The sequence below is a fragment of the Citrobacter meridianamericanus genome (assembly GCF_041320245.1).
Taxonomy (GTDB): domain Bacteria; phylum Pseudomonadota; class Gammaproteobacteria; order Enterobacterales; family Enterobacteriaceae; genus Citrobacter; species Citrobacter meridianamericanus.
The window spans coordinates 5,305,185-5,320,156 of record NZ_CP101036.1 but is presented as its reverse complement, the minus strand read 5'-3'; the positions used below and the strand labels follow the sequence as shown (position 1 = coordinate 5,320,156).

Annotated in this window: 14 protein-coding genes; 10 read left to right on the top strand and 4 right to left on the bottom strand. The window is 50.2% G+C overall.

What is annotated here, in order from left to right:
• Window positions 1-594: 594 nt before the first annotated feature.
• The 5 genes from rpmH to mnmE all read left to right on the top strand — a co-directional run bounded on the left by rpmH (window position 595) and on the right by mnmE (window position 4,540).
• Window positions 595-735, top strand: a complete 141-nt coding sequence (gene rpmH, locus NMD08_RS25780; RefSeq protein WP_003023858.1) for a 50S ribosomal protein L34 — start codon at window positions 595-597, stop codon at window positions 733-735.
• A 17-nt stretch (window positions 736-752) separates the two neighbouring features.
• Window positions 753-1,112 carry a ribonuclease P protein component gene (gene rnpA / locus NMD08_RS25775; protein WP_003844432.1) on the top strand — a complete coding sequence of 120 codons (360 nt, stop codon included), beginning with the start codon at window positions 753-755 and terminating at the stop codon, window positions 1,110-1,112.
• A complete protein-coding gene (gene yidD / locus NMD08_RS25770) occupies window positions 1,076-1,333 on the top strand; it encodes a membrane protein insertion efficiency factor YidD (RefSeq protein ID WP_003023846.1) in 258 nt (85 codons plus the stop codon). Before rnpA ends, yidD begins: the two co-directional genes overlap by 37 nt.
• A gap of 2 nt (window positions 1,334-1,335) precedes the next feature.
• Entirely contained in the window at window positions 1,336-2,982 is a 1,647-nt protein-coding gene (yidC, locus tag NMD08_RS25765) for a membrane protein insertase YidC (RefSeq protein ID WP_187253930.1), read from the top strand.
• A 193-nt stretch (window positions 2,983-3,175) separates the two neighbouring features.
• Window positions 3,176-4,540 carry a tRNA uridine-5-carboxymethylaminomethyl(34) synthesis GTPase MnmE gene (gene mnmE, locus NMD08_RS25760; protein ID WP_032945460.1) on the top strand — a complete coding sequence of 455 codons (1,365 nt, stop codon included), beginning with the start codon at window positions 3,176-3,178 and terminating at the stop codon, window positions 4,538-4,540.
• 68 nt (window positions 4,541-4,608) lie between these two features.
• Here the strand turns inward: mnmE and NMD08_RS25755 are convergent, their stop codons facing one another.
• A complete protein-coding gene (locus NMD08_RS25755; protein ID WP_247605087.1) occupies window positions 4,609-5,190 on the bottom strand; it encodes a hypothetical protein in 582 nt (193 codons plus the stop codon).
• Window positions 5,191-5,359: 169 nt separating this feature from the next.
• Window positions 5,360-7,408 (bottom strand): lipase family protein, encoded by a 2,049-nt coding sequence (locus NMD08_RS25750; RefSeq protein WP_286539152.1) that lies wholly within the window; start codon window positions 7,406-7,408, stop codon window positions 5,360-5,362.
• A gap of 185 nt (window positions 7,409-7,593) precedes the next feature.
• On the opposite strand from NMD08_RS25750, the gene NMD08_RS25745 reads away from it, so the two are divergent.
• The 5 genes from NMD08_RS25745 (at window position 7,594) to NMD08_RS25725 (ending at window position 12,897) form a co-directional block, all read left to right on the top strand.
• On the top strand, window positions 7,594-8,775 hold the full coding sequence (locus NMD08_RS25745) for an MFS transporter (protein ID WP_210905549.1): 1,182 nt from the start codon (window positions 7,594-7,596) through the stop codon (window positions 8,773-8,775).
• Window positions 8,744-9,703, top strand: a complete 960-nt coding sequence (gene yidZ, locus NMD08_RS25740; protein ID WP_151217154.1) for an HTH-type transcriptional regulator YidZ — start codon at window positions 8,744-8,746, stop codon at window positions 9,701-9,703. Before NMD08_RS25745 ends, yidZ begins: the two co-directional genes overlap by 32 nt.
• Before the next feature lie 165 nt (window positions 9,704-9,868).
• Window positions 9,869-10,615, top strand: a complete 747-nt coding sequence (locus tag NMD08_RS25735; RefSeq protein WP_151217156.1) for a 4'-phosphopantetheinyl transferase superfamily protein — start codon at window positions 9,869-9,871, stop codon at window positions 10,613-10,615.
• Between the two features lie 30 nt (window positions 10,616-10,645).
• The gene (locus NMD08_RS25730) at window positions 10,646-11,212 is read left to right on the top strand and encodes an NADPH-dependent FMN reductase (protein ID WP_187253936.1); all 567 of its coding nucleotides are present in this window, start codon (window positions 10,646-10,648) and stop codon (window positions 11,210-11,212) included.
• Window positions 11,213-11,496: 284 nt separating this feature from the next.
• The gene (locus NMD08_RS25725) at window positions 11,497-12,897 is read left to right on the top strand and encodes a sigma 54-interacting transcriptional regulator (RefSeq protein WP_210905548.1); all 1,401 of its coding nucleotides are present in this window, start codon (window positions 11,497-11,499) and stop codon (window positions 12,895-12,897) included.
• A 42-nt stretch (window positions 12,898-12,939) separates the two neighbouring features.
• On the opposite strand, the gene phsC is transcribed toward NMD08_RS25725, so the two are convergent.
• Complete coding sequence (gene phsC / locus NMD08_RS25720) at window positions 12,940-14,547, bottom strand: thiosulfate reductase cytochrome B subunit (RefSeq protein WP_370619277.1); 1,608 nt, start codon at window positions 14,545-14,547, stop codon at window positions 12,940-12,942.
• An 8-nt stretch (window positions 14,548-14,555) separates the two neighbouring features.
• Complete coding sequence (locus NMD08_RS25715) at window positions 14,556-14,972, bottom strand: cytochrome c3 family protein (protein WP_151217164.1); 417 nt, start codon at window positions 14,970-14,972, stop codon at window positions 14,556-14,558.

Genomic DNA, 14,972 nt, shown 5'->3' with positions numbered 1-14,972 from the left:
TCGAACAAAAGTCGATAAATGACAAAGGCTGAAACATTCATGATTGTTGACGCACACCGACAAGACCCTATGCAAAGGGTGACGTGCGAATTGCTATCTGCAATTTTTACCCGATCAGGATCCATGGAAACGATCGGGACCGCGGATCATAGCGTAAACTGAGAAAGAGATCTTCTGTTTCTCACAGATTCTTCCCGATTTATCCACAGGATGATCCAGAATCGGCTAAGTGTAAACGATCCTGGAGAAGTGCTGCAGGTTTTAGCGCGCATATTGAAAAAATTAATGAGTAAAGATGCTTTACTGCTTAAACGATCTAATAAAGATCCCGGGCGATCCTTGCGCTTTATCCACTAGCCCGTATAATTCTTACCCCCAGCGAGTAACGGTCGCCTAACGGCGTCAACGCTGCCTGTTTTTTACGCGAAACCGTGCGGAAAAAAGCGGGAAATAAGGAAAGAGAATTGACTCCGGAGTGTACAATTATTACAATCCGGCCTCTTTAATCACCCACACTGTGGCGTAAGTCGTTCGAAATTCGTTCGGGTATACGCAAAAGTCAGTGAATTTATTCAAGTTTAGGTAGAAATCGCCATGAAACGCACTTTTCAACCGTCTGTACTGAAGCGCAACCGTTCTCACGGCTTCCGTGCTCGTATGGCTAATAAAAATGGTCGTCAGGTTCTGGCACGTCGTCGTGCTAAAGGCCGTTCTCGTCTGACCGTTTCTAAGTAATAAAAGCTAGCCCCTGAGTGGTTAAGCTCGCATTTCCCAGGGAGTTACGTTTGTTAACTCCCACTCATTTCACATTCGTCTTCCAGCAGCCACAACGGGCTGGCACGCCGCAAATCACCATCCTCGGCCGCCTGAATTCGCTGGGGCATCCCCGTATCGGTCTTACTGTCGCCAAGAAAAATGTTAAACGTGCGCATGAACGCAATCGGATTAAACGTCTGACGCGTGAAAGCTTCCGTTTACGTCAGCACGAACTTCCAGCAATGGATTTCGTGGTGGTGGCGAAAAAAGGGGTTGCTGACCTCGATAACCGTGCTCTCTCGGAAGCGTTGGAAAAATTATGGCGTCGCCATTGTCGCCTGGCTCGCGGGTCCTGATAGCCCTCATTCGGGTCTATCAACGCCTGATCAGTCCGCTGCTTGGGCCGCATTGCCGTTTCACTCCAACCTGTTCGAGCTACGGAATTGAGGCATTGCGCAGGTTTGGAGTGATAAAAGGCAGTTGGTTGACGGTGAAACGCGTATTAAAATGCCACCCTTTACACCCTGGTGGTGACGATCCCGTCCCGCCCGGACCATTTGATACCAGAGAACACTAACGATGGATTCGCAACGCAATCTTTTAGTCATCGCTTTGCTGTTCGTGTCTTTCATGATCTGGCAAGCCTGGGAGCAGGATAAAAACCCGCAACCTCAGGCCCAACAGACCACGCAGACAACGACCACCGCAGCGGGTAGCGCCGCAGACCAGGGCGTACCGGCCAGTGGCCAGGGGAAACTGATTACGGTTAAAACTGACGTGCTTGATCTGACCATCAACACCCGTGGTGGTGATGTGGAACAGGCTTCGCTGCCAGCTTACCCGAAAGAACTTGGTTCTACCGAACCGTTCCAGTTACTGGAAACCACGCCACAGTTCATCTACCAGGCACAGAGTGGCCTGACAGGTCGTGACGGCCCGGATAACCCGGCAAACGGCCCGCGTCCGCTGTACAACGTCGAAAAAGACGCGTTTGTACTGGCTGACGGTCAGAACGAACTGCAGATCCCGATGACCTATACTGACGCAGCGGGTAACACGTTCACCAAGACGTTTGTACTCAAGCGTGGTGAGTATGCTGTCAACGTTAACTACAGTGTGCAGAACGCCGGCGAAAAACCGCTGGAAGTCTCCACCTTTGGTCAGTTGAAGCAATCCATCAATCTGCCATCTCATCGCGACACCGGTAGCAGCAACTTTGCGCTGCACACCTTCCGTGGTGCGGCGTACTCCACGCCGGATGAGAAGTATGAGAAATACAAATTCGACACCATTGCTGACAACGAAAACCTGAACGTCAATGCTAAAGACGGCTGGGTTGCAATGCTGCAACAGTATTTTGCCACGGCATGGATTCCGCGTAACGACGGCACCAACAACTTCTACACCGCTAATCTGGGTAACGGCATTGCTGCTATCGGCTATAAAGCACAGCCGGTTCTGGTACAGCCTGGTCAGACTGGCGCGATGACCAGCACCCTGTGGGTCGGCCCGGAAATTCAGGATAAAATGGCGGCCGTTGCACCGCACCTGGATCTGACCGTGGATTACGGCTGGTTGTGGTTCATCTCTCAGCCGCTGTTTAAGCTGCTGAAATGGATCCATAGCTTCCTGGGTAACTGGGGCTTCTCCATCATCGTTATCACCTTTATCGTTCGTGGCATCATGTACCCGCTGACCAAAGCGCAGTACACCTCCATGGCGAAGATGCGTATGCTACAGCCGAAGATTCAGGCTATGCGTGAGCGTCTGGGCGATGACAAACAGCGTCAGAGCCAGGAAATGATGGCCCTGTATAAAGCTGAGAAGGTTAACCCGCTGGGCGGCTGCTTCCCGCTGATCATCCAGATGCCAATCTTCCTGGCGTTGTACTACATGCTGATGGGCTCCGTTGAACTGCGTCATGCGCCGTTCATCCTGTGGATCCATGACCTGTCCGCACAGGACCCGTACTACATCCTGCCGATCCTGATGGGTATCACGATGTTCTTCATCCAGAAGATGTCGCCTACCACTGTGACCGACCCGATGCAGCAGAAGATCATGACCTTCATGCCGGTTATCTTCACCGTGTTCTTCCTGTGGTTCCCGTCAGGTCTGGTGCTGTACTATATCGTCAGCAACCTGGTAACCATTATTCAGCAGCAGCTGATTTACCGTGGTCTGGAGAAGCGTGGTTTGCATAGCCGCGAGAAGAAAAACTCCTGATACTCTTCATTCTTCAAGCCGCAGGTGCGTTGGCTGCATTTGCTTGTCCCAGGAGCTTACGGAAGTCAAGCTCCTGGGGCTCACAAACTTGCCGCCTTCCTGCAACTTGAATTATTTCGAGTATTCACGGTAAAGTTAATGCCAGAGAAGGCGGTCAATAGACCGCCTTTTTTACATTTATAAGAGAACTATCATGAGCCATAACGACACCATCGTCGCTCAGGCCACCCCTCCGGGACGTGGTGGCGTGGGTATCCTGCGTATCTCCGGCCTGAAGGCGCGCGAGGTCGCAGAAACCGTACTGGGGAAACTACCAAAACCGCGTTATGCCGACTATCTGCCGTTTAAAGACGCGGATGGCAGCGCGCTGGATCAGGGGATTGCCCTGTGGTTCCCCGGCCCGAACTCCTTTACCGGTGAAGACGTTTTAGAGCTTCAGGGTCACGGCGGTCCGGTAATTCTTGATCTGCTGCTCAAACGTATTCTGACGATTCCCGGGCTGCGTATCGCCAGACCGGGCGAATTCTCCGAGCGCGCGTTTCTCAATGATAAGCTCGATCTGGCCCAGGCAGAGGCCATTGCTGACCTGATCGATGCCAGCTCAGAGCAAGCCGCTCGCTCGGCGCTGAACTCATTGCAGGGCGCATTTTCCGCACGGGTAAATCATCTTGTGGAAGCGCTCACTCACCTGCGTATCTATGTGGAAGCGGCAATCGACTTCCCGGATGAAGAAATCGACTTCTTATCTGACGGCAAGATTGAAGCGCAGCTCAACAGTGTTATCAGCGATCTCGATGCTGTTCGTGCCGAAGCACGTCAGGGCAGCCTGTTGCGCGAAGGGATGAAAGTGGTGATTGCCGGACGTCCTAACGCCGGAAAATCGAGCCTGCTGAACGCGCTGGCAGGCCGTGAGGCGGCTATTGTGACCGACATTGCGGGGACGACTCGCGACGTATTGCGTGAGCATATTCATATCGACGGTATGCCGCTGCACATCATCGACACTGCGGGCCTGCGCGATGCCAGCGATGAAGTTGAACGCATCGGTATCGAACGTGCGTGGCAGGAAATCGAACAAGCCGACCGTGTGCTGTTTATGGTTGATGGAACCACCACCGACGCCGTGGACCCGGCTGACATCTGGCCAGACTTTATTGCCCGTCTGCCAGCCAAACTGCCAATTACCGTGGTGCGTAACAAAGCGGATATTACCGGTGAGACGCTTGGCCTTAGCGAAGTAAATGGCCACTCACTGGTTCGCCTCTCTGCACGTACTGGTGAAGGCGTTGACGTGTTGCGTAACCATCTCAAACAGAGCATGGGCTTTGAAACTAATATGGAAGGCGGCTTCCTGGCGCGTCGTCGTCACCTGCAAGCGCTGGCTGAAGCGGCGGAGCATCTCGAGCAGGGTAAAGCTCAACTGCTCGGCGCATGGGCCGGAGAACTGCTGGCGGAGGAGCTACGTCTGGCGCAGCAAAACCTCAGTGAAATCACCGGGGAATTTACCTCCGACGATCTGCTGGGACGAATTTTCTCCAGCTTCTGTATTGGTAAGTAATTCTTCAGAAATTGGCCGTTAATGAAAAATCCCGCCAGCACGTTCTCTGGCGGGAACTACATAAATTATCATTTCATCGACAGCAATTTTTCATAGCTGGGATAAATATGCGGGATCTTTTCACTACTGCCATCGGGATAAGTTGCCGTAAGTTTGCCTGGAGCATCTGGAGGTGTCAAAGTAACAACTTTATCGAAATGAATGACTGGCTCAATAAGGATGGTTTGAGTATCCCTAAGCCGAAAACGTCTTCGCCATTTTTCGGGGCCGGTATTTCCACCAAATAATTTCAAACTCGTTGTGTTATCAATATGGTTTGCCACCATAGGGAAAAAATCCGTTTTTAAATCAAGATCTCCACTGACCTCTTTTGCCCTCCCTGTCCCATACCCATCACTGAGGCCATAATCTCCAAAATCAAAGATATAACTGGTCTCAATGACTTCTTTTCCTTTCACCAACGGAATATTATCCGCAATCCTGAAACTTACTCTCAGTGAATTTAGCTGCCACTGGCACGGCCCACCACCATCAATGGCAATACTGGTCTGCCACAGCCCCCCCATTCCCTGCCGGACGAAAGGCTGCGTAAAACCGTTGTATCCCCGCACAGGGTAAGATTCAAAGCTGGAGTTATAGCTTTTATCCATACACTTTTCAGAGCGGTAAAGTACCTGCATCGGCATTAGAGTGATGCCCTCAGGCATCCGGAATGACACGCTGACACGTCGGGCATTATCAGGAGGGGAAAGCGTCTGATCCGTGTTATCTCCGCACCCACAAAGTAGTGCGATAGTTAACACAATGACGTTAATTCTATTAAAATAATTCAACGCTTTCCTCCGTCACCGCCGCGAAACGGGTCAGGGCATTGCGGCCAACTTCATCAGACTCCATGAGTTGCAGGGCTATCGGCAGTAAATCCTGAAGCATCAGAAATTCACGGTTACGCTGGATCTCATCCGGCTGCCCGTTACTGGATGCACTTTTCTCAACCTCATCGCGAAATCGCATCCGCATCTCTTTTCTTCTCATCTTTAGCTCCGGATTTGCCAGTTCAAGCAGTTGATTATGGATGTAGGGCAAATAGCGGTGCGCCATCGAATGACTTTGCGGATCCGTACCTAAACCGTTCAGAGTCGGATTGGTATTTTTTGGAAAGGTCTTTGTCAGACTGAGCGGAGTGAGGCACTGGATGAACGTTTCCTGATGCTCACCGCTAGATTTCAGACATTCATCATTCAGAGAAGGAACCAGATATAGTTTTACGCCCACAAAATGGCGTGTGTAGATCTGTCCGTCGAGAAGGCTTTTGTGGTTCTGGCTGGCAACCCGCATTGAACACTGCTCTGCCCGGAAAAAAATCACCGTTTTACCGTGATGCCAGTATGGATCTTTTTTCTCTACAAGCCCCACAGATTGATACGCTAGATCCCGCACAGCGCCCCCAAGACCGGCAGTCGTCGTCAGTGACCAGTCAAACCCCAGCTTATCCCCTAATGGTCCCCATTTCTCATAAAACGCATTATCCAGATCGGCATCCGGAGGGATTTGCGTGATTGAGTCATTGTCGTTGACGTGCCGGTAATGGGGAATGCTACCCAAAAAAGATATTGCCGCACGGGTAAATGTACGCGGCATTCCGTAGGTATACAGTATAGGCTGATTGGTTTTCATCTCTGCGGCATATAGCAATGCTAACGCACCGCCTAAGCTATGCCCGCAGATAAAAAGTTTTTTCTCTTTATCTAAAATTGCCTTAACAGAATCTAGCTGTTCCTTAAATTTCCGTTTAGCCAGCTCATAAGCCTCCAGAAATCCCCCATGAACATTTCCCGCCCCAGCCAGTTCCGGCAAACAACGCTTTGGTGCAAATGATAAATCAGTTAGCACATTCAACAGACTATCAGTCCCACACCATGCAACCAGCACATGCGTGCCACATTCCACCGTAAAGAGCCGGGTGTCCCCCTCCGGTTGCTCACTATCTTTCGTGCTCAGATACACTGGTGGGAGATAGCGGTCATGAAAAGGGACATCGACCGCCAGCGTGTGGTACCAGGAAGGAAATTCAGCGAACAGAGGAATGCATGATAGATCCTGACACTTATTCCGGAAGAAATAGTTGATAGTTTTATTATCTTTTTCTGCCGCATAAACCAAGTCAGCCATAATGCCGAGATTCAGTGCGTTGGCGAGGTCATAGTTTTTTGTGTCGTGCAGTGCCAATACCCATGCCCGAAATGGACAGATTTCAATAACGTGTCTTTTTTCCAGCAGTTCACAGGGGATCTCCGTCCCCCTCAGGGAGCGATTCGGTGGGAAATGAAATTCCGGAGGCTCCGGTTCATCCCAACCTTCAATCAACGGTAGGCGGTCGCATAACTCCCCGATAGTGACATAGTGATACACATGATTAGCCGCTTCTGTTTTTTCCTGTACATTTGAGCGCCAGATATTGTCACGGATGCCCGACCAGAACATATTTTTACTCTCTGGCTGGCTGTTAGGATTACGTCTGACACCCAGTGGCCGCAGTGTCATCACATCAGCCAGTTGCTGCCCATCCGTCTTAACATCTACAGTTATCCAGTAAAGATCATCAAACCGGACCAATCCTTGATTGTCGGTAACGCCCGCTGGAGGGTTGGGAGGAGGTGTTGAGTTGTAGCTATTTTCACGCTGATGCCATACTGATGATGTCAGCGGACGATATTCCAGCCTGACATTGAGCCCGCATACAGGAATGTTATTCTCATCGACAAACTGCAGTTCAAGCCAGTATTTATGCGGCTCACCACGGCAATAAACGATTTTTCCTTTCGGTTTTATACTCGTAACGCAGGTATTATCACCAATAATTTCCATGTCAATCCCTTGCATTTTGTATTGCTATTTTTAACCCATCTTATCTCGTACATTTATTAACCAATATAAATACATTCCGAATCAACAATGGATTTCCTCTTAGGAAATCACGGTTGTCCAAATGGCAACTCGCACAGACAACTCTCTCCCCGTATTCTTAGCGCCACTTTCCTCATGAGGTCGCTATGACACGCTTTCTAATCTGCAGTTTTGCCCTGGTTCTGCTTTATCCCGCTGGAATTGATATGTATCTGGTGGGGCTGCCCCGTATTGCGGCCGATCTACAAGCCAGCGAGGCGCAACTGCATATCGCGTTTTCGGTATATCTGGCGGGAATGGCAACGGCGATGCTATTCGCCGGTAAAATTGCCGACCAGTCAGGACGCAAACCCGTCGCCATTGCGGGTGCTCTCATTTTTATTGTCGCCTCCTCGCTATGTTCGTTCGCCGAGAGCGGTACGCCGTTTCTTGTTGGCCGCTTTATTCAGGGTGTAGGCGCAGGCTGCTGCTATGTGGTGGCTTTCGCCATTCTGCGCGATACGCTCGACGATCGCCGCCGGGCGAAGGTGCTGTCGCTGTTAAACGGTATCACCTGCATCGTGCCGGTGCTGGCGCCGGTGATGGGGCATTTGATTATGCTGAAATACCCGTGGCAGAGCCTGTTCTACACGATGATCGGCATGGGAGTAGTCGTTTGTCTGCTGTCGGTGTTTGTCCTGCGAGAATCGCGCCCAGCGACGCTCCCGGCATCTGCAGAAAAGAACCACTGCGCTGAATCGCTGGTGAACCGTTTTTTCCTGAGCCGTCTGGCCATTACCACCCTCAGCGTGTCGGTGATCCTGACCTTTGTGAATACGTCTCCTGTTCTGCTGATGGAAGTGATGGGCTTCGACCGCGGTGAGTACGCCACTACGATGGCCATGACTGCAGGCGTCAGTATGGCGGTCTCTTTCTCTACACCATTCGCCCTGAGCGTGTTTAAGCCTCGCGTTCTGATGCTGACCTCGCAGGTGCTGTTTCTGTGTGCAGGCGTGGTGTTAATCCTTGCTACTTCACACGCGGTAACGTTGTTCGGGTTAACCTTAATCTGCGCCGGGTTCTCGGTCGGCTTCGGCGTCGCCATGAGCCAGGCGCTGGGGCCGTTCTCGCTGCGTGCGGGGGTGGCAAGCTCGGCGTTAGGCATAGCTCAGGTTTGCGGTTCCTCGCTGTGGATTTGGCTGGCAGCGGTGCTCGGCCTTGATGCGCTGAATATGCTGATCGGGATTCTGATTGGCTGTAGCATAGTGAGTATCATGCTGATTATCACTGTTGCCCCAAACCGGTCCGCGCTCACTCATGAAGAAATCCCTCAGCAGTCTCGATCTTAATTTATTGCTCTGCCTGCAGCTCCTGATGCAGGAGCGCAGCGTCACCAAAACCGCCAAACGAATGAACGTCACGCCGTCGGCGGTCAGCAAGTCGTTGTCGAAGCTGCGAACCTGGTTTGACGATCCGCTGTTTGTGAACACCCCCCTTGGGTTAACGCCAACGCCGCTGATGGTCAGCATGGAGCAGAACCTGGCGGAATGGATGCAAATGGGCAACCAACTGTTGGATAAGCCACACCATGAAGCGCCGCGTGGGCTGAAGTTTGATTTGGTAGCCGAAACGCCACTGGTGATGATCATGTTCAATGCGCTCTCCCGGCAGATTTATCAGCGTTATCCTCAGGCGACGATTAAAATACGCAACTGGGACTATGATTCGCTGGATGCAATCATTCGCGGCGAGGTGGATATTGGCTTTACCGGGCGCGAAAGCCATCCGCGTTCGCGTGAGCTGTTAAGTTTGCTGCCGTTGTCGATCGACCATGAAGTCCTGTTTTCCGATCTCCCCTGCGTCTGGCTGCGTGAAGATCATCCGGCATTGCAAGAAGAGTGGAATCTGGACACATTTCTGCGCTATCCGCACATCAGCATTAGCTGGGAGCAAAGCGATACCTGGGCGCTGGATGAAGTCCTGCAAGAAATGGGGCGTGAGCGTAATATCGCGTTATGTCTGCCCGGTTTTGAGCAGTCGCTGTTTATGGCCGCGCAGCCAGATCACGCGCTGATAGCTACAGCCCCGGTCTATTGCCGACGTTATAACCAACTCTACCAGCTCCCGCTCGTGGCGCGACCGATGCCATTTGATGCCGCACAACTGGAAAAAATGCGCGTACCGTTCACTCTTCTTTGGCATAAACGTAACAGTCATAATCCTAAGATCGTCTGGTTGAAAGACACGATCAAGGCGCTTTATCGCGATATGTCCTGACTATCCGCCGCTACGATGTTGCTATATCGACCACTTTTGCAACAGAAATGTAAATGTCGCGTAATGAATCCCATTTTCGACTACTTTTTAGGCAGTAAAGCCTGCCCGAAAGCCGCGTAAATGTTACTCTGGTGATAATCACGGACCATTAATCACGGAGCGAAAATGGCGACACATTTTGCCAGAGGGATTCTTACGGAGGGACACCTGGTATCAGCTCGCCTCCCTTCTCCATGTCATATCGAAGCAAGAGATCTACCTGCTCATCGCCGGACACGTTTCCTGGCTTCCCGAAGTCTTCTCGCTGAACTGATGTTTATGCTTTACGGCACCAGTACGCTGCCCGAGATTGCTACTCACTCCAAAGGAAAGCCCGTTTTTCGCGATAAGAACCTGCCGGGATTTTCGATTTCTTATGCCGGCAATATCGTCGGCGTTGCGCTAACCACGGAAGGAATATGCGGCCTGGATATGGAGCTTCAGCGGGCGACTCGCGGCTTTCACAATCCGAATTCAGCGGAAACCTGGCGCTTTTCCAACAACGAGAATCTGTGGATAAACAATCAAAACGATCCTAACGAAGCGCGCGCGCAGCTCATTACATTGCGCCAGAGCGTACTCAAACTCACTGGCGATGTATGCAATGACGATCCGCGCGAACTCCAGCTTTTACCCGGCGCTGGACGTCTGAAATGTGCCCATGTTGCACAGATTGAAGCCATTTGCGACGCGGAAGATGTGCTGGTGTGGTCGGTTGCGGTTTCGCCAGCCATTGAAAAACTCAAGGTTTGGGAGTTTGATGGTAAGCAGGACTGGAAAAGTTTGCCTGATATCCAGACTCGCGCCAATGAGCCAACGGGTCGTCTGATCCGGTTCTCGCAATTATGCGCAGCGAAGAGCCATACGCTTTGATTTAACCTTTATGATGAAACAGGAGTCACCATGTCTGAAACAATGAATGTTGTTACGTTACTGGGAAGTCTGCGCAAAGGTTCGTTTAATGGAATGGTTGCCCGTACGCTGCCCAAGATTGCTCCAGCGGGAATGGAAGTGAACGCACTGCCGTCGATTGGTGATATCCCACTGTATGATGCCGATCTCCAGCAAGATGAAGGTTTTCCGGCCAGTGTAGAAGCGCTGGCAGAGCAAATCAGGAAAGCTGACGGTGTCGTCATCGTCACACCAGAATATAACTATTCTGTCCCTGGAGGGCTGAAGAATGCCATCGACTGGCTGTCCCGCCTGCCCGATCAGCCATTAGCCGGCAAGCCGGTGCTGATCCAGACCAGCTCCATGGGCGCTATTGGCGGCGCGCGCTGCCAGTATCATCTGCGTCAAATCCTGGTGTTCCTCGACGCGATGGTAATGAACAAGCCGGAATTTATGGGTGGCGTGATTCAGAATAAAGTGGACCCGCAAACAGGTGAAGTGATCGATCAAAGCACGCTGGACCACCTGACCGGCCAGTTGACCGCATTTAGCGACTACATTCAGCGTGTAAAAGCCTGATAACAAAACTTGCCAACTACTCTTAAATAATCCAGTAAGCGCTTATGCTTCTGGATTATTTTCTTATTTTATTTGCGTAAATCTGTCTATAAATCACTGTTGTCTGTTTTTTCCCCTTCATTATTGTGCCATAGTGTTACCATCATGGCTGTTGCAATAAAATCAATAAATATATCTAATATTTTTCCGACATTTTGTCTACCGTGAACAATGGATATACCATGGACAGGACATTTTCACATCTAAGGACCGCATTATGTAGCAGTACACAACTGGAGAAATCCATGTATGCCTGCCTACAGTCGATACCTGATTCAATTGTTTGTGATGGTATTTTCTTTAACTATTATCGAAGTGATATTCGCTGTATCCAGTTTTTAGCATTAGCGACGCACAAAACAGCGCGACTGAAACGGGATATCATCCCGATTCCTGAAAATATAGCCAAGCGATTCAATCACTCAGATAACTTCTCTACCCAAGTGATCGATACTCTGAGCCAATGTCCGCTGACTGAATATGTCGTTAATACCTGCTTTCGTAATATCAAATCTCTAATCCTGATGCGTATGCACCTGGATGGTCTACGGCTTGGCGCGATGGGTATATTTAGTCACCGAGCTAATGCTTTTACACCTCAACATGCTGAATTATTCGAATCAGTACGGGGAGAGCTCTCTTTACTGGCCTTTATTGCCCTTTCCCGACATAATCTTTTATTAAATAATACGCCTCCTGCTATTCCCGAGCTATATGCCACAGAAGAGAGTGAAAAATTTGTCGTCAGTCAAACTAATCTTCCTCTGTTTCAGTTGTATCATTCATTGAATAAGCTGGCAAACAGTGAACTGCCTGTTTTATTACTGGGAGAGAAAGGAGTTGGAAAAAACTCACTCGCTTCCGAGCTTCAGCAACAACGTTCAAAGCGCAGTGGTTATTATGGATTGATTAATCCTCAGGGGCAGTTGATCGTCATGAAAAATGGTGTACTGAACCGCACAATAACTATTGATTTCAACAAACCACCTAACATAGCTTCATTTTTGATCTTGCATCAGGGATCTTTACTGATAAAAGAAATAAATTCTTTTCCGGATCGTTGGCAAACGTTTTTACTGGCGCTGCACTCAAATTACAGTGAGTATTGCCAGCTACAGATTATTGCCATACAAACACTTCCATTTTCAATGGTAAAAAACACACTTCATCACGATATATCCACTCACTGTCTGACAAACCAACATTATGCAAACACCCTTTGTCAGGTCGTTACATTGCCACCTTTGCGGCATCGTTATGATGATATTCCTCTGCTGCTGACCTATTACCTGAGGAAGCTATCAAGCCAGTATAAACGCACTTCTTTACCTGTTCTGGGTGATGATTCACTACGCTTATTATTGAAGTATCACTGGCCGGGCAACATTACGGAATTGATAGGATTATTAGAAAATGCGTTTTTCCGTTGCACGGGCAATGAGTTACACATTGTCCTACCAAAGGAGAGAAATGCGATAGCCATCCCTCCGCTTGATGACGCAATGCGCCAACATATCCAAATGGCGTTACAACAAAGTCAGGGGAAAATATCAGGTAAAGGCGGTGCAGCAGAGTTACTTGGGGTTAACAGCAACACGCTATACAGCAAAATAAAAAAACTGGGCATTGTGGTGAAAGAAAAATAATCTGACGTCCCCTTTCCCTCTTCAGGAAAAGGGGAGCAGCCTTTATTTTTGTTTTCTGGCGCGATGGAAACCGTCGAGCATACCTTTAATCAGTGCCCCCGGCGTATCCCCCGTACTACATAAATAGAGATGCACGATGATAAATGCCACCATCACGACAGCCAAAGCGTAATGGAGCCAGGCCACAACCTGCTTACCCGGTAACGCAAACAGGGTTTCTGGCGTATAACCGGGGTACATCATCAGTAATCCGGTTACAATGAGCAGCGGCAATAACAGGAACATCACGCCAATATAGCCCAGTTGCTGGAGAATATTGAATTTAGCCGCTGGCGACGCATGTTCCGGGTGAGGTTCACCCCGGAAAATGCCATACAGGTAGTAACGAGTCTGACGGATAAGTCGCCCCGTAATACCCTGCCAGCGCACCTGATAATGATGCCCGTTGCCGCACATCGCCACCAGGATAAAACCCAGCCATATAACACACAGCGATACCCCTGCAATATTGTGTACATCAACCCACATCGAGAATCGCGCACTCACCCAGTGCAAGGCACAGCCGCTGATAATTAGCGCGGCAAAACAGAGTGCGTTCAGCCAGTGCCAGCAGCGAACAGGCAGCGTGTAGAGGTAACTTTTCTCCAGCGGCATATCTGCCTTGCGACGCGACATGATTAGCCGCCCCAAACCATGACAGAGTAGCAACACTACGAAGCCGCCCAGCGCCCAGGCAATGAAGCGATCGGCCTGACCGCTGCCGTTATTACCAATCATGTAGGTATCGGTAAATAACACACCATCTATCTGACGAACAGCGGGAACAGGAGGCGCCACCGCCGTCAGTTTTTCTCTAAGAGAGACATCATCAAATAATCCTTTCCCTAACAAGCTACCTGCCATGGCATTTTCATCAGGCGCGAACGTTTTTCGCCGAGCGGTTAGCAGCGTTCCATCGCCATGACACTGTATACAGCTGATGGCTTTTGAAGAAGGCAGAATACGATGCAAAGTGGTATCCGCAGCATCGGCATGGCAGTCGATGCAACGTAAACTGTTGAGATGTTCAGAAGCATAAGGCAACGCAGAGTGCGCCATATCCTGAGATGTAGATCTTTTCCCACCAGACAGCTGTGTAAAGACTCCCGCCCGCGAATGACAATTCGTGCACATCAAATTGTCGTCGGCAACCCGTTGTTTACCCGGATGGTTTAGTTCTCCCGCCGTCATGGTGTGCGCGTTATGGCATGAGGTACAAGAGAAGAGTCCTTTGGCTATCTTTTCACTGTGGACACTCTGCTGTACGGCATGCACCGTATCGCGCATGGCCACACCATGACAACTTTCGCAGTTTTGGTCGTCGCCCGGCTTCAGAACATGCGGGGTGACAGAAAATCCCTCGCTTCCGGGTTGGCTCTGATGGCAGGCGATACACGGCACTTCACCATGCACGCTGTCGTGATATTTATCGGCAGAGACAACTAAATTCGCCTGCACTTTGTCCGTCGAGATCCCCTGAATATCGCCATCAGCGTGGCATGCCAGACAAGGTTGATTGAGCTGCGCTGCCGGCACTGGCGCACAATATCCCGACAGGGGTATCCATCCCACCAGCAGAAAGAATAGCCCTCTTGTTAATAATCCGCGCATGATGTCCCTCATGGCTTCATATCCGGGTATTTAAAGAGATGGCAATTATTACAATAAATTACCGAGGGTTTATGTTCGTTATGACAAGCGGTACAAGGAACATCTTTGCCGTAGTGCATTGAATCATGCGGGTTGGGCTCAGCATTCTTGTCATGCGGATTGGGTTGCGTTAACTCAGCAATCTGGTCGCGCGAACCGTGGCAACTCAGGCAGGACTTATCATTCGGCGCCGCGACGGGCGTGCTGGAACCGTGACATAACTGACATGATGTATTGCGTCCGGTGGACTCCAGTGAATGGTGATAAGGCTTGACGTTCATTGTATTCAGTTGCTGATGAAAAGCAGCTTCGTCGTCAGTCGCAGCGATGACCTGGGAAAAACCACCAATACACAGCAACAGCAGGGCTATCCATAATTTTGCCAT

Excerpts from the sequence above, each read along its gene's own strand:
- rpmH (WP_003023858.1), top strand. The coding sequence starts at position 595 with ATGAAACGCACTTTTCAACCGTCTGTACTGAAGCGCAACCGTTCTCAC.
- yidD (WP_003023846.1), top strand. The coding sequence starts at position 1,076 with ATGGCGTCGCCATTGTCGCCTGGCTCGCGGGTCCTGATAGCCCTCATT.
- yidC (WP_187253930.1), top strand. The coding sequence starts at position 1,336 with ATGGATTCGCAACGCAATCTTTTAGTCATCGCTTTGCTGTTCGTGTCT.
- mnmE (WP_032945460.1), top strand. The coding sequence starts at position 3,176 with ATGAGCCATAACGACACCATCGTCGCTCAGGCCACCCCTCCGGGACGT.
- NMD08_RS25755 (WP_247605087.1), bottom strand. The coding sequence starts at position 5,190 with ATGGATAAAAGCTATAACTCCAGCTTTGAATCTTACCCTGTGCGGGGA.
- NMD08_RS25750 (WP_286539152.1), bottom strand. The coding sequence starts at position 7,408 with ATGGAAATTATTGGTGATAATACCTGCGTTACGAGTATAAAACCGAAA.
- NMD08_RS25745 (WP_210905549.1), top strand. The coding sequence starts at position 7,594 with ATGACACGCTTTCTAATCTGCAGTTTTGCCCTGGTTCTGCTTTATCCC.
- yidZ (WP_151217154.1), top strand. The coding sequence starts at position 8,744 with ATGAAGAAATCCCTCAGCAGTCTCGATCTTAATTTATTGCTCTGCCTG.
- NMD08_RS25735 (WP_151217156.1), top strand. The coding sequence starts at position 9,869 with ATGGCGACACATTTTGCCAGAGGGATTCTTACGGAGGGACACCTGGTA.
- NMD08_RS25730 (WP_187253936.1), top strand. The coding sequence starts at position 10,646 with ATGTCTGAAACAATGAATGTTGTTACGTTACTGGGAAGTCTGCGCAAA.
- NMD08_RS25725 (WP_210905548.1), top strand. The coding sequence starts at position 11,497 with ATGTATGCCTGCCTACAGTCGATACCTGATTCAATTGTTTGTGATGGT.
- phsC (WP_370619277.1), bottom strand. The coding sequence starts at position 14,547 with ATGCGCGGATTATTAACAAGAGGGCTATTCTTTCTGCTGGTGGGATGG.
- NMD08_RS25715 (WP_151217164.1), bottom strand. The coding sequence starts at position 14,972 with ATGGCAAAATTATGGATAGCCCTGCTGTTGCTGTGTATTGGTGGTTTT.